Origin of the sequence: Undibacterium sp. Ji83W (assembly GCF_049340385.1) — a bacterium.
In the GTDB taxonomy this organism is placed as follows: Bacteria; Pseudomonadota; Gammaproteobacteria; order Burkholderiales; family Burkholderiaceae_D; genus Undibacterium.
Genome location: NZ_JBMPOZ010000003.1, coordinates 126,347 through 141,511, shown reverse-complemented (window position 1 = coordinate 141,511; position 15,165 = coordinate 126,347). Strand labels below are relative to the sequence as shown.

The 15,165-nt window shown below is 53.6% G+C and carries 10 protein-coding genes; all 10 read left to right on the top strand.

Features of this window, described 5'->3' with window-relative positions; translation table 11 throughout:
* Window positions 1–64 precede the first annotated feature (64 nt).
* The 10 genes from ACO0LD_RS07375 to ACO0LD_RS07330 all read left to right on the top strand — a co-directional run bounded on the left by ACO0LD_RS07375 (window position 65) and on the right by ACO0LD_RS07330 (window position 15,082).
* On the top strand, window positions 65–382 hold the full coding sequence (locus tag ACO0LD_RS07375; protein ID WP_423005897.1) for a hypothetical protein: 318 nt from the start codon (window positions 65–67) through the stop codon (window positions 380–382).
* A 159-nt stretch (window positions 383–541) separates the two neighbouring features.
* On the top strand, window positions 542–1,855 hold the full coding sequence (locus tag ACO0LD_RS07370) for a glycoside hydrolase family 28 protein (protein ID WP_423005247.1): 1,314 nt from the start codon (window positions 542–544) through the stop codon (window positions 1,853–1,855).
* 67 nt (window positions 1,856–1,922) lie between these two features.
* Window positions 1,923–4,322 (top strand): pectinesterase family protein, encoded by a 2,400-nt coding sequence (locus ACO0LD_RS07365; RefSeq protein ID WP_423005245.1) that lies wholly within the window; start codon window positions 1,923–1,925, stop codon window positions 4,320–4,322.
* A gap of 56 nt (window positions 4,323–4,378) precedes the next feature.
* Complete coding sequence (locus ACO0LD_RS07360; RefSeq protein WP_423005243.1) at window positions 4,379–7,231, top strand: TonB-dependent receptor plug domain-containing protein; 2,853 nt, start codon at window positions 4,379–4,381, stop codon at window positions 7,229–7,231.
* A 149-nt stretch (window positions 7,232–7,380) separates the two neighbouring features.
* Window positions 7,381–8,961: a GH39 family glycosyl hydrolase gene (locus tag ACO0LD_RS07355; RefSeq protein WP_423005241.1), complete on the top strand. Its 1,581-nt coding sequence runs from the start codon at window positions 7,381–7,383 to the stop codon at window positions 8,959–8,961.
* A gap of 94 nt (window positions 8,962–9,055) precedes the next feature.
* On the top strand, window positions 9,056–10,138 hold the full coding sequence (locus ACO0LD_RS07350) for an endo-1,4-beta-xylanase (protein ID WP_423005239.1): 1,083 nt from the start codon (window positions 9,056–9,058) through the stop codon (window positions 10,136–10,138).
* A gap of 213 nt (window positions 10,139–10,351) precedes the next feature.
* On the top strand, window positions 10,352–11,572 hold the full coding sequence (locus ACO0LD_RS07345) for a fumarylacetoacetate hydrolase family protein (protein WP_423005237.1): 1,221 nt from the start codon (window positions 10,352–10,354) through the stop codon (window positions 11,570–11,572).
* A gap of 83 nt (window positions 11,573–11,655) precedes the next feature.
* A complete protein-coding gene (locus ACO0LD_RS07340) occupies window positions 11,656–12,423 on the top strand; it encodes an SDR family NAD(P)-dependent oxidoreductase (RefSeq protein WP_423005235.1) in 768 nt (255 codons plus the stop codon).
* Window positions 12,420–13,301 carry an SMP-30/gluconolactonase/LRE family protein gene (locus tag ACO0LD_RS07335; protein WP_423005233.1) on the top strand — a complete coding sequence of 294 codons (882 nt, stop codon included), beginning with the start codon at window positions 12,420–12,422 and terminating at the stop codon, window positions 13,299–13,301. The genes ACO0LD_RS07340 and ACO0LD_RS07335 overlap by 4 nt, the downstream gene beginning before the upstream one ends.
* On the top strand, window positions 13,298–15,082 hold the full coding sequence (locus ACO0LD_RS07330) for an IlvD/Edd family dehydratase (protein ID WP_423005231.1): 1,785 nt from the start codon (window positions 13,298–13,300) through the stop codon (window positions 15,080–15,082). The genes ACO0LD_RS07335 and ACO0LD_RS07330 overlap by 4 nt, the downstream gene beginning before the upstream one ends.
* Window positions 15,083–15,165: the final 83 nt, after the last annotated feature.

Sequence of the window (15,165 nt, the reverse complement as noted above, 5' to 3'; positions counted from 1 at the left end):
TAAAGTTCCAGGAATTATCGTTTGTGCATTAGGTCTGGTCTGTTCGTTGACGAACCAAGTGACAATGCTGTTTTCAACTGCGCTGGGGGATTACCTGGTAATCCGTTGTGTTGTCCGTTACGAGTTAGCCTATGTCGATTGGTGTGATGAAGCGCTGGCAGCTCTTAATGCGCAGGGCAGGATAAAAATTCTATGGGATTACACTGACAGGGTCACTTTTTTGGAAGAGAGTAGCGGGAGTCTGCAACTCTGCAACAACAAAAATTTGCGAAAATCACCAAATCGGATAATGATTCTTCCCACCAGCGAATCTGCTAATGGTGTAATTCATTTTCATCTGTTAGTCTTTTTTATAGCTGAATCAGGTAAACTCGAAAATTAGATAGACTGTTCACAAAGCAATAAACAGATACGACCGCGCGACCTCGGCCATGGTTTTTCATGGCCCTCGTTTAAACGGCGTGGAGTACGCGAGGTGCTCCGGTTAGCGTCATGTCACAGAGTCACAGACATGCGCATTCATAATAACTGGAGACGATATATGTACTTATTCAATTTCGCCCAAGCACGTGGGCATTTCTTGCGCTTTCAGGCCTTGGCCGGGGTTGCGGCCATTTCTGTACTGACTACTACTGCGCAGGCGCAAGATACGCGCACGGTTCGCGAGCCTGTCATGCCAGCTACCTGCGCCACGCTGCTGGCAGAAACATCGACAGCAAATCAGAATGATGCGCCACGCATACAGGCGGCACTGGATAGCTGCGCGCCAGGCAAGGCTGTGCATCTGGCTGCCGGTGCTGGCAGCAAGGCATTTACTTCTGGCCCCTTGAAGTGGCGTAGCGGTGTCACGCTGGTGGTGGATGCAGGCGTGACCCTGTATGCCAGTACCAATCCCTTGTTGTATGACCGTGGTGCAAAGACCTGCGGCACTAACGATGTCACTGGCAAGGGCTGCCAACCCTTTATCACAGTCGAAGGAGTGTCGGGCGCTGGCATCATGGGCGAGGGTATTATTGATGGTCAGGGTGGCCAGCTCATAGAAGGCAAGAGCGAAACCTGGTGGCAGATCGCACGCCGGGCGCAGAAAGAAAAACAGCGCCAGAATGTGCCGCGCCTGATACAGCTGGACAAGGTGCAAGACTTTACGATGCACCGTATCACCCTGCGCAATTCGCCGAACTTCCACGTGGCGATGAACCGTGTCGATGGCTTTACTGCCTGGGGCATACGCATCGATACGCCACATGATGCGCGCAATACCGATGGTATTGATCCGGGCGCATCGCGCAATGTGACGATTGCGCATAGTTACATACGCACCGGTGATGACAATGTCGCCATCAAGGCTGGCAATAACGGGCCGAGTGAAAACATCTCTATCCTGCATAATCATTTCTATAGCGGCCATGGCATGTCGATAGGCAGTGAAACCAATGGCGGGGTACGTAATGTGCTGGTTGAAGACCTCGTCATGGATGGCACTACCTCGGGCCTGCGCATCAAGAGTAATGACAGGCGTGGCGGTGTGGTTTCGGGTGTTGTCTATCGCGATGTCTGCCTGCGTGATAATCGCTGGCCGCTGTATATCGATACAAAATATGAGCCGGGTCCGTCAGGTCAGTTAATTCCTTCCTACACCGATATCCGTATGGAACGTGTACATAGCCTGACACCTGGGCAAGTGATCTTGCAGGGATATGACGAGCAGCGCCCGCTGCAACTTGCACTGCAAGATGTTGTCGTTGACGGCAAGCCAGTAGTCAAGCTGGAATTTGCCAGACTGACGGGCCAGCTAAACGCGGCTGATGCAAAGACGCTCAATTGCCAGGAACGCTTCGTGCCGTTCCCAGAATAGCGAATGACAGGCATCTGCTGGCGCGCGCCAGCAGATGCCTGCCCAAATAAATTCTTCACACATATCTATGAAAACTAGTCATTTACTCCTGGTTGTGCTGGCGACCGTGTATGCATTGCACACACACGCAGGAACCTGCCCTGGTGGCGCAAGCTGGTGCGACGATTTCGAGAATGGCGCGACACGCTGGGCAAGCAAAGAACCCGGCACACCTGATGCGAAAGTGCGCCGCCAGGATGGATCGGGTAATCACGTGCTGCTACTAAGCGGGCAGGGTAGTCCGCTGCTGGTATCAACATCTGTATCTGCATCCACATCAGCACCAGAGGCAATACCAGGTGGTGATTACTTTGTCGAGGCACGCATGCGTCCCGTCGCCAGTACAAATGCTGCAGATGGTCAGGCTTATCTTTTGGCGCGCTACCAGGACGAAAACAACTGGCTGGGTGCAAGCCTCGTTATTCAGCGTGACAAGCAAAAGCTGTTCATAGAGTTGGTGAAAATGCAGAATGGCAAGCTGAGCAGATTGAAGCAGTCAGCAAAAGAGCCGGGGCCGGAGGGTAGTTTTTACACACTCAGGCTGGACGTGGCCGGTGACTTGCTGACGCTGTACCTGAACGGTGAAATGCTGAGCACCGCTACAGATGCTTCGCCATTCGAAAGACGCATAGGCTTGCTGGCGAAAGGCCAGGGCTTTGAGTTTGACGATGTCCGTAGCGGTGCCGCTGCGAACAAACCACAACGCATTGGCCTGGTGCGCATGAACGATAGGGTCAGCTTGCAGGCGGGTGATGCGCCGCTGCATTATGCGGCGCGTGTAATCGCAGGCAAGGACAAGCTTTCAATCCCCATCACTGCGTTATCAAGTGCGCCGGGCATTGCCAGTGCGACAGTCAGGGATGGCGAAATCATACTCACTGCACTACGTCCCGGCACAGCGACCATTACGGTAAGCAGCCAGGCAGATGCCAATGTGGCTAGCTATCTCGCAGTCAGTGTCGCCCCGGCTTTCACTACATCTGCACAAAGCTATGCACTGCAAGGCAAAGTCAGCCCGGTGGCACATGCTGAAGATGTACCGCCAGACACGCCTTTGCAAATCGTGTTTGATCAGGTACCCAGCCTGGAGCAGGGTGGCTCGGTGCGCATTTTCCGGTCCTCCGATAATGCCTTGGTTGATGTGATTCGTCTTGGTGATGACATTGATGAGATCGGCTATGCCGGGCAAGAATTCAAGCGTGTGCTGCGTTACAAGCCCATCAGCGTAGATGGCAAGACCGTGACGATCAAACCGCATAATCCGCGTCTGGCATATGGCACGGAATATTACGTTGCAGTGGATGCAGGCGTCTTCACCAATGCCACTCTTGGCGGGCAGGTGTTTGCCGGGCTGGGTCGGACGGCGGGATGGACCTTCAGCACGCGCAAGGCAGCGCCCTCTGGCAACAAGCTGACTGTCGATGATGATGGCCCGGCAGATTTCCGTACTGTGCAGGGTGCTTTGAATCACGTCATGCGCACCATGTCGCGTGCAGAAGCAGTGACCATAAGCATCGCCAATGGCCGCTACGACCAGCTACTTTATCTGAAGGGCAAGGACAATCTTACCATGCGTGGCGAAAGCCGCGACGGTGTCATTCTTCAGGCTTACAACGACGATGGTAATAATCCGGGAACGGGTATCAGTCAGGGACCATACACGCCATCCGTTACTGGCGGGCGCTCAGTGTTGTTGATTGAAGATGCCGACATGCTGACGCTGGACACGCTCACGCTTGTCAATACAGCGGTGCGTGCCAGGAGCAAGGGGGCGCAGGCAGAAACCCTGGTATTCAATAGTGACCGTGGCCGCCTGGTGGCACGCAATGCCAGTTTCTTCAGTGAGCAAGACACCATACAGGTGAAGGGCTATTCCTGGTTTTATCGCTCGCTGATTGCTGGCAATGTGGATTTTATCTGGGGTGGCAACAGAGCCGCCTTATTCGAAGAAAGTGAAATCCGTTCAGTCGGTGACAGTGCCAATCCGGGCAAGGGTGGCGGCTACATCGTGCAGGCCCGCACGGTCGCTGCCGATGAAGCTGGATTTGTTTTTCTCAACAGTCGCCTGACCCATGGACCTGGTCCAGGCCAAAACGATGTCTTGCCCGGCACGGCTTATCTGGCCCGCCAGGGGCCGCCCAGCACTTGGGACAAGGTCAGTTTCATCCACTGCAGGATGGACACGCATATCGCCCCTGTGGGCTGGCTGTTGCCAAAGCCAGAGTCGGCGCAGGCACAGCCAGGTGCTGGCTGGGGTGAGTACGGCAGCATGGATATCAACGGCAAGCCTCTTGATGTATCACAGCGCTTGCCAGGTCACACATTAACCGAAAAGCAGGTGGCGGAGCGCTTTGCCAGTCGTCGCCAGATTTTCGCCAGTTTCGACAGCGGCAAAGGCTGGAATCCCTCGCCGTCGGATAGCAGGTAAGACCATAAAACTATAAAGCTATAAAACTCAAATAAAACTACAGATGGAGACAAAAAATGGAAAAAATCAGGCGCACCAGACTTCCCCAGCATGCCAGCATCAAGATCAGCGCAGTGACGCTGGCGGTGCTGACTTTGATGAGCCAGAACCAGGCGATGGCAAGGCAAAATCAGACCCCTCAAGCTCCTCAAACTCCGGTCACCAAGATAGAAATTACTGGTTCGTCGATTAAACGGCTGGCCACAGAAAATGCCTTGCCGCTGACTACCTACAAGGCAGAAGAGCTGGAAGCACAGGGGCTGACGACCATGTCCGAGGTAGCCACTTCGCTGGTCATGGGTGCTACCAATGAACCGGTCGGTGGCGGTGGTGGTGGCACCATGATCAATATGCGTGGCCTGAACACCAACCGTACCCTGGTATTGCTGAACGGACGCCGTCTGCCCAACGAAGCGATCGGCGACAGCTCGATTAACGTCGATGTCGTCCCCATGAGCGCCATCGAAAGGGTGGAAGTTTTGCGTGATGGCGCATCGTCGATTTATGGTACCGATGCTATTGCCGGTGTAGTCAATTTCATTACCAGACGCACCCTCAATGAGATCAGACTGTCAGCCAGCGTCGTCGCCCCGCAGCGCTCTGGTGGTGGTGACCAGCGCCGTTTTTCCATTGCTGGTGGCAAGGGGGATCTGAATAAAGATGGCTGGAATGTGTATGCGGCATTTGACATACAGTCACGCTCCTCCCTGATGCAGAAAGACAGGCCAGAGCTCTCGAACCCGGATACCATTGCCCAGCTTGGTGGCAGCGTGTTTTCTACCAATACTTCAGGCTCATCGTCGTCACCGGCCAACTTTACGGTGTACACCAACGGTAAGGCCACTACGACTACGGGCAATCCGTATTGGGCAACTGGCTGCACCAGCAATTATGGCGCACAATACAGCCTGCCCTCGACCAAGGTATCAGGTTCCGGCATCAAGACCTGTATTCTCGACCCCGGTCTTTATCCGCAACTGCTGCCTGAGAACAAGCAAACCACGCTGTTTAGCAAAGGGTCTTTGCGCCATGGTGACAATAAGCTGCTGACGGTTGAGGTACTTGCCAGTGAATCATATATTGATGCATTGAATCCACCGCAGGTATTTGGTGCGCAGACTGATTACGATAAACTTAATCCCGGTGTGCGCAAACCGCTGTTCATCAGCAAGAACAGCAAATGGTACCCGGGCGGCAGCGGCGGCGTGCCAGCAGTTGCCGGGGTCACCGGGCAAGACCTGGCCCTGACCTGGAGCCTGGATGAACTTGGCCCGGCAGGCACGGATGACCGCCAGAATACCAACCGCCTTGTCGTCGCCGACGAGGGTGAGTTCATGGGCTGGGATTACCGTGTCGGCTTCAATGCCGCGATGAGCAAGCGGCGTGTCAGCTGGAAGAGTGGCTTTGTCAGCACACCTAAACTGTACGATGGCGTGGCAAATGGCATCCTCAATCCATTCGGTGCGCAGGATGCGACAGGACAGGCCTACCTCAACAGCATCAAGGTTGACGATACCAATTATCGTACTGCGAGCGTGAAATACTTTGGCCCTGATTTCAATCTGTCACGCGCATTGAAAGAATTGCCTGGTGGTTCACTCTCCATCGCAGTGGGTGGTGACCTGCATAGGGAAACGTATACTGATTCGACCAGTGCCCTTAGCAACGATATCGTCTACAAGACCTCCGGCACACCGGGTGCCAACCCCAGTGGTGCGCGCACCATTGCCGGTCTGTATCTGGAGATCGATGCACCACTGAGCAAAGGGCTGGACCTGACCTTTGCTGCCCGTGCTGATCATTTCAGTGATTTTGGATCTACCGTGAACCCCAAGGCCAGTGTGCGCTGGGAACCACATAAGGCCATCATGTTGCGCGGCACCGCCAGCACCGGTTTCCGCGCACCAACCCTGCCAGAACTGTATGGCACACCACGCACGAAGACGCCATCCACCAATCGCTGGGATGATCCCCTGCTTTGCCCTAGTACGACGCCATCGCAGCCAAATACAGGCACACTGACCAGTGACCCCAAGTATGCAGGATTGAATCTTGATCCTGCCCGTGTCTGTAATACTCAACTGACGATATTGACAGGTGCCAATCCTGATCTGCAACCAGAAAAATCACGTACCCTGACTGCGGGTATCGTGCTGGAACCAGTCAAGAATATGATGCTCTCTTTCGATATCTGGGACATACGCATGAAGGGAACCATCGCCCAGATCACCGAAGAAACGATATTTTCTGATGTGAATAAATACTCCAATCTGTTTGTCAGGAACCCGGATGGCACGCTGAACTATATCGTCGTCACCCGCCTGAATATGGGCGGTGTGCATACGCGCGGTATTGACACCAACTTCCGCTACCTGTTGCCGACAACTAGCTGGGGTAAATTTGGTGTCAGCATGGACGGCACCTACGTCAACAAGTACGAGGGGCAAAACGACGTGGGCGGTGCCTGGGTGGATAGTGTAGGCAGGCCGGGGGCATTGGCTACAGGTTCGACTTCGGCGAATACTTATATATTCCGCTGGCGTCATAATTTGCGCTTGTCCTGGAATATGGGCAAGTTCGCCACCCAGTTGTCGCAATCTTATACTGCCAGTTATGAGGACACCAATGCCCTGCCCACGCAAAAGTTTGGGCAGCCATATTACAACGTGATCGATCCCTATATCATTTATAACCTGAGTGCCAACTATCGCTATTCGGATAAGTTCAGGTTGAGCCTGGGTATCAATAACCTGCTGAATGTTGATCCACCTTTGTCGAACCAGAGGCTGAGTTCTCGCGTCGTTTTTGCGCAAAATATCGCCAAACCCATAGGTCGTGCGTACACGGTCAAGGCCGAGTATTCATTCTGATGCTATTTGCATAAGTAGCAAGCGAAGGGCTGCCTAGGCAGTTCTTCGCGCCAGCTGGCAGTTATCGTTCTGCTGGCTAGCGATTTTCATAATTGCACAGGCTGGCAGCTGGCCGCAGAATGCAAGCTCACATTCCAAAGGCTGCCTTCATGTTCAAACCACTGTCGTTCGTCCTGGCAATGCCGTTCTTTTTCAGCCTGCTCGGCCTGTTCAACGTCTCACATGCCGCCGCGCCACGTCGTATCAGCATTGATGTCAATGCTCCCGGCGTGCCGCGTGATCACTTTGCTGATTTATCCATAGGTTCAGATTATCCCGGCACCCTGATCAGGGAAGACAGTCTTGCCCAGTTACAGACCATCAAGGATGAACTGGGTTTTCGTTATTTGCGCTTTCATGGGATCTTCCATGATGTTTTGCAAACCTACACTGAGCAAGACGGCAAACCGGTGTATGACTGGAGCAAGATAGATATACTGTATGACCGCTTGCTGCGCATGGGCATTAAACCCTTTGTGGAACTGGGCTTCACGCCGCATGCAATGAGAAGTTCTGAGAAAACCATCTTTTACTGGAAGGGAAATATCTCACACCCCGACCCGGTAAAGTGGACCGCCCTGGTGGATGCCTTTGCGCGCCACCTGGAAACGCGTTATGGGAAAGAAGAAGTCCGGAGCTGGTATTTTGAAGTCTGGAATGAGCCTAATCTTGCCATCTTCTGGGAAGGTGCAGATCAGACCGCCTATTTCGATTTATATGAAAGAACTGCCCGTGCCATCAAGGCGATAGACCCGCAACTCAGGGTGGGTGGGCCAGCCACTGCTGGTGCTGCCTGGGTGCCGGAGTTTTTGGCATTCACGCAAAAAACGGGTGCCCCGGTGGATTTCATTACTACCCATACCTATGGTGTGGATGGCGGCTTCATTGATGAACATGGTGTCAGCGATACCAAACTCTCCACTTCACCGCATGCCATCGTGGCTGATGTACACAAGGTAAGAGCCCAGATCAAGGCTTCCGCCCAACCTGAATTGCCACTGTTTTTTACAGAATGGAGTAGCAGCTATGCGCCGCGTGACCCTGTGCATGATTCTTATATCAGCGCCGCCTATATCCTCAGCAAACTGAAATCCAGTGAAGGGCAATTGCAAGGCATGAGTTACTGGACTTACACTGATCTGTTTGAAGAACCAGGGCCGCCAACAGCACCATTTGAAGGTGGCTTTGGCTTGCTCAATCCCCAGGGCATACGCAAGCCAGCATTTTTTGCCTATAAATACCTGCACCAGTTGGGCGATGAAATGCTCACCATACAAGGTAAACAAGACACGCAGAGCTTTGTAGGCCGCAACGGCAAGACACTGCAAGTGCTGGCCTGGGATTATCACCAGCCTGTGCAGGACAAGAGCAATCGTGCGTTTTACACCAAGGTATTGCCGTCTGTTGAGACTGCCCCGCTGGAGTTGCAACTGACTGGCCTGAAGCCCGGTAAATACACGGCACAAATTTATCGGACTGGCTACCTGGCCAATGATGCGCATACCGCCTATCTGGAAATGGGTTCACCGAAGTCACTCAGCGCAGGGCAATTGCAGACGCTGCAAAGCCTGACGCAGGATAAAGCTGAGTTACGCAAATTGCAGGTCAGCCGCTCAGGCAAGGCGCATATCAAAGTCACCATGCGTGAAAACGATGTGATATTACTTAAGCTGACAGCGACACAGCGTTGATTAAAAATGCTCACAATAGATGCCAGACAGCATGACGATTTCTGTGATTTTGGCAAGCCAGATTTCCTGACCTTTTTAAAAATAAAAAATACTTATGCATAAAAAGATACACCGGGTTTTGTTACTCACCAGCCTGGCCTTCGCTATCCCTGGCACTGTCAGTGCTGTGGAAAATAATGATAAAGCCGCTACGGTTGCGTTAAAAAACCTGGCCGCATTCCCTATCGGGGTGGCAGTCAGCGCTGGTGACGAGAAGCGCAGCCTTTTCAAGAAAACCGATCAGCAGGCACTGATCAACCAGCAATTCAATAGCCTGGTTGCCGCCAACATCATGAAGATGCGTTACCTGCATCCGGCAGAAAACCAGTTCAGCTATGATGATGCAGATGCCCTCGCCAATTACGCCAAGGAGCACGGCATGATCTTGCATGGCCATGCCCTGGTATGGCATCCAGACTATCAGGTGCCAGCATGGATGAAAAACTATGCTGGCGACTGGGATGCCATGCTGGCCCATCATGTGACGCAGATATGCAAGCATTTTGCCGGGCGGGTTGCCAGTTGGGATGTCGCCAATGAGGTCATAGACGAAAACGTCCCCGCAGGCTACAGGAATTCGCTGTTCTATCAAAAAATGGGTAAATCGTATATAGAAAGAGCCTTTGTCGCAGCGCATGCTGCCGACCCTGCAGCAGACCTGTATTACAACGATTTCAATACCGAGGCCGTGCAATCCAAGCTGGATTTCATGCTGGGCATGATCGATGACTTACAGGTGCGGCATATACCTGTCCATGGCATAGGTTTTCAAATGCATGTGAACAGTGACTATCCTGCCATTGCACAGATCAGGAAATCCTTCAAGGCAGTGGTAAAGCGCGGCTTGAAAGTACGTATTTCCGAGCTGGATGTAGCAATGAATCAGCGCAATGACCTCAAGACTTTAACCCCTGCCGCTGCCGCTATCCAAAAAGCGCGTTACAAGGCTATCGTCGCTGCTTATCTGGAAGAAGTGCCACCAGCACTGCGCGGCGGCATCACCTTCTGGGGTGTGGTCGATGGCGAGACCTGGCTCAGCAAGTTCCACAAACGCACAGAGTGGCCGCTGCTGTTCAATGATGATTACACCAGCAAACCTGCTTTTGATGGCGTACTTGAGGCTTTGACAGGGAAATAAGCCCACCCTCGCTGCTGTCAGCGCCTGTCTTGCACGTAATCATGATTCATCTTGGTGAGTTTCATAATTGTGGATAGGCTTGATACCAGCGAGTATACCTAGACTAGATACCTGAATTAGTTCGGGACACCTGCTGCCTGTCGGGCATCAACGACAGGAAACTCTGAAGCGAAGAGTCAGGTGAACAAAAAAATCGCTATACGGGAGAAGATCATGAATAATACATCCGCCATATCCTATTTGCCGGATCAGTTTCAACAAGCGGTGCTGCTGGGGCGCGTATGGCGTGCTGGCAAGATCAACGGGCCATGTGTGGTCGTCGTGCGCCAGGGGCAAGTGTTTGACATTACGGCACAGGTGCAAACCGTGACTGATTTGCTGGAAAAAGAAAATCCGCTGGCTTTCGCGCTGAACGCAGGTGGCGAGTCCCTGGGGGACGTACAGGCTTTGATTGAGCACTCCCTCAACCGGAATGCTGATAGTGAAGCACCCTATTTGCTCGCTCCCTGTGATCTGCAGGCGATCAAGGCCTGTGGTGTCACCTTTGCGGTCAGTTTGCTGGAGCGCGTTATCGAAGAACAGGCTGGTGGTGACGCCTCGGCGGCGGACAGCCTGCGTGCCGCCATGCAAGCCAGTATAGGTTCGGATTTGTCGCGCATACGTCCGGGTTCTGACACAGCTGAAAAGTTGAAGCAGGATCTGATCAGCCGTGGTGCCTGGTCGCAATATATGGAAGTTGGCATAGGCCCCGATGCCGAAGTATTTACCAAGTCTCAAGCCATGTCGGCAGTCGGTTTTGGTGCTGATGTAGGCATACATCCTGATTCCAGCTGGAATAACCCTGAGCCGGAAATTGTACTGGCCGTCAACAGCCGCGCACAAATAGTGGGTGCCACTCTGGGCAATGATGTCAACCTGCGTGACATAGAAGGGCGCAGTGCCTTGTTGCTGGGCAAGGCAAAAGACAATAACGGCTCATGTGCGATAGGCCCTTTCATCCGCCTGTTTGATGACACATTCACGCTCGATACCATACGCCAGGCCGAAGTCAGATTGCTGATAGAAGGTCTGGATGACGATTTCAGACTCGATGGTATCAGCATGATGCGTGAAATCAGCCGTGACCCGCTGGACCTGGTTAACCAGGTTTGTGGCAACACCCACCAGTACCCTGACGGTTTCATGCTGTTTTTGGGCACCATGTTTTCACCCATCAAGGACAGGGATGCGGCAGGCAGTGGCTTTACCCACCATATAGGTGACCGGGTCACAATCGGCTGTCCGGCACTGGGCGCTTTGGTGAACCATGTCAAGTATAGTAATGCGATCGCTCGCTGGGATTTTGGAGTCAGTGCCCTGTACCGCAACCTGGCTGCGCGTGGCCTGGCTTATGGAATGAGTGAGCAACCTGCCTCAGGTGCTGCACAAGTATGAGTAATAGCGCAAGTAATAGCATAAGCAAGGCGTCGTCAGAGGCAGGGAACCCTGGTCTCAATGCGGACCAAGAAAGAAAACCAATGATTTATGCAAGTTACCCGAATCTGGCCGGGAAGAGAGTCGTCGTGACCGGTGGCGGTACCGGCATAGGTGCTGCCATCGTCGATGCCTTTTGCAAGCAGGGGGCGCAGGTTTTTTTCCTGGATATCGCCGACCAGGCTTCGCAGGCGCTGGAAAAAAGTCTCCATCAGTCTGCCAGACCGCCAAGATTCATGCATTGCGACCTGACCGACCTGGATGCGCTGGCCAAAGTACTGGCCCATATAGAAAGTGAATATGGTGCTGTCGAGATTTTGATCAATAATGCCGCCAATGATGACAGGCATGAGGTGCAGAATGTGACGCCCACTTATTGGGACGACAGTTTTGCCGTGAATTTGCGTCACCAGTTTTTTTGTGCCCAGGCCGTGGCACCAGGTATGAAAGCCATGGGCGGTGGTGTTATCCTTAACTTTGGCTCCATTTCCTGGCATCTTGCCCTTGGCAAGCTCAGCCTGTATATGACAGCCAAGGCAGCGATAGAAGGCCTGACCCGTGGCCTGGCCCGTGATCTGGGGCCAGACGGCATACGTGTCAACTGCATCATTCCCGGTTCAGTACGTACCCCACGCCAGATGGCACTGTGGCACACGCCGGAAGAAGAAGCGCAGATACTGGCCGCCCAATGCCTGCACGAAAGGGTGGAAACCGAAGACGTCGCTGCCCTGACTTTGTTTTTGGCCTCTGACAACGCCGCGCGTTGTTCAGGACGTGATTATTTTGTGGACGCAGGATGGTACGGCGCATGATATTGGATCAGTCTCACTGCATTTGGGAAGTGGCTACGCATCTGGGCGAAGGCCCGGTGTGGCATGCGGGCGCGCTTTACTTCGTGGATATCAAAAGCCATAAAATCCATCGCTGTGCAGAAGATGGTTCGGCTCGCCAGAGCTGGGATACGCCAGACCAGATCGGCTTTATCCTGCCCATCAAGGGGGAAAGCGGCAATTTCATCTGTGGCTTGCCGGGCAAGCTGGTGCGCTTTTCCAGCAGCACCGGTAGCTTCAGCAGTATGCTGGAAGTGGAAACTGATCAACCCGGCAACCGCCTTAATGACGGCTATATTGATAGCCAGGGTTGCCTGTGGTTTGGTTCCATGGATGATGGCGAAAAAGCGCCTAGCGGTTCGCTGTATCGCCTTAATACTTTGGCCAATTTGCAGGCCAGGGATCATGATTACGTTATCACCAATGGCCCCTGCATGAGCCCTGACGGCAAAGTGTTTTATCACACCGATACCTTGCGCAAGAAGATTTATGCCTTTGATGTGACACCCGATGGCAGCTTGTCCGGCAAGCGTGTGTTTGCCGACATCAGCAACGGTGGCCACCCGGATGGCACCGTGGTCGATGCAGAAGGTTTTCTGTGGGTGGCGATTTTTGCTGGCAATCGTGTGGAACGATATTCACCCGCTGGCGAAATCGTCCAGGTCATCAATTTCCCGTGCTCGAATATCACCAAGGTCTGTTTTGGTGGTGCCGATTTGCGTACCGTCTTTGTGACCACGGCCTGGAAAGGCATGTCGGCAGAAAGACGTGAACTGCAACCATTGGCGGGCGGCCTGTTTTCTTTCCGTGTGGACGTGCCCGGTCTGCCCCAATATCAGTTCAGTGAGTCTGCATCATGATGTTTGACGACAGCAAGGCTCGCCGCTTCCGCTCGCAAGACTGGTTTGATAATCCCGATCACATCGACATGACAGCGCTGTATCTGGAGCGCTTCATGAACTATGGCATCACCCCTGACGAACTGCGTTCTGGCCGCCCCATCATCGGTATTGCGCAGAGCGGCAGCGACATCAGCCCCTGCAACCGCATACATCTGGAACTGGCCAAGCGTGTACGGGATGGCATCCGGGACGCTGGTGGTATTGCGATGGAATTCCCATTGCACCCGATTTTTGAAAACTGCCGCCGGCCAACCGCAGCAATAGACCGTAACCTGGCGTATATGGGCCTGGTTGAAATTCTGCATGCCTATCCTATTGACGCCGTGGTGCTGACCACGGGCTGCGACAAAACCACACCAGCCCAGATCATGGCCGCATCAACGGTGGATATCCCGGCGATTGTCTTGTCTGGTGGCCCCATGCTGGACGGCTGGATGGATGGTGAACTGGTAGGTTCTGGTGCCGCCATCTGGAAGGGCCGCAGGCAACTGGCCGCAGGCGATATCGATGAAGAAAAATTCTTGCAGATTGCGGCGGCATCAGCCCCATCGGCTGGCCATTGCAATACCATGGGCACGGCATCCACGATGAACGCCCTTGCTGAAGCCCTGGGCATGTCGCTGACTGGCTGTTCGGCCATTCCCGCGCCTTACCGTGAACGCGGCCAGATCGCCTATGAAACAGGCCGTCGCATTGTCGAGATGGCGTATCAGGATATCCGTCCATCCAGTATTTTGACACGTGATGCCTTCCTCGATGCCATCGTGGTGAATGCCGCAATTGGTGGTTCCACCAATGCTCAGCCGCATATCATGGCCATGGCCAGGCATGCCCATGTAGAGCTGCATTCGGATGATTGGATGGCGCATGGCCATGACATCCCGCTGATCTTGAACATGCAGCCAGCTGGCAAGTTCCTGGGCGAGCGTTTCCATCGTGCTGGCGGTGTGCCAGCCATCATGTGGGAGTTGCTGCAGGCAGGGAAACTGCGCGCCGACCGTCTTACCGTGACCGGCAAGACCATGCAAGAAAACCTCGACGGCAGGCAGACGAATGACCGCGAAGTCATCTACCCATATGCGGCACCGCTGAAACAGCAGGCTGGCTTCATGGTGCTGAAGGGCAATCTGTTTGACTTTGCCATCATGAAGACCAGCGTGATCTCACCCGCATTCCGCGCCCGTTACCTGAGCAAGGCCGGGCAGGAAAACATCTTTGAATGCAAGGCCGTGGTATTTGATGGTTCCGGTGATTACCATGCACGCATCAATGACCCATCGCTGAATATTGATGAAGACAGCATCCTGGTGATACGTGGTGCTGGCCCGGTGGGTTGGCCCGGTTCGGCTGAAGTCGTGAACATGCAACCGCCGGATGCGCTGCTGAAGCGTGGCATATTGAACCTTCCTACGCTGGGTGATGGCAGGCAGTCCGGCACGTCGGACAGCCCATCCATACTGAACGCTTCGCCTGAAAGTGCGGTCGGCGGTGGCCTGGCCTATATCCGTAGCGGTGACACCATACGTATCAACCTGAACACGGGTAGTTGCGACATGCTGATCACGCCAGAACAACTGGAAAGCCGCAAGGCTGAGGGGATACCGGCCTATCCGGCCAGCCAGACGCCATGGCAAGAGATTTATCGTTCTACAGTCGGGCAGCTGGAAACCGGGGCCTGCATGGAATTGGCTGTGCCGTATATAGGTATAGGAAATACTTTACCCCGCCATAATCACTAAGATGCTCAAATTAATATGCTTAAATAAGTGACAATACAAGAAACAGCGTATCCAGAATAACGAATACATAAAGCAATAATAAA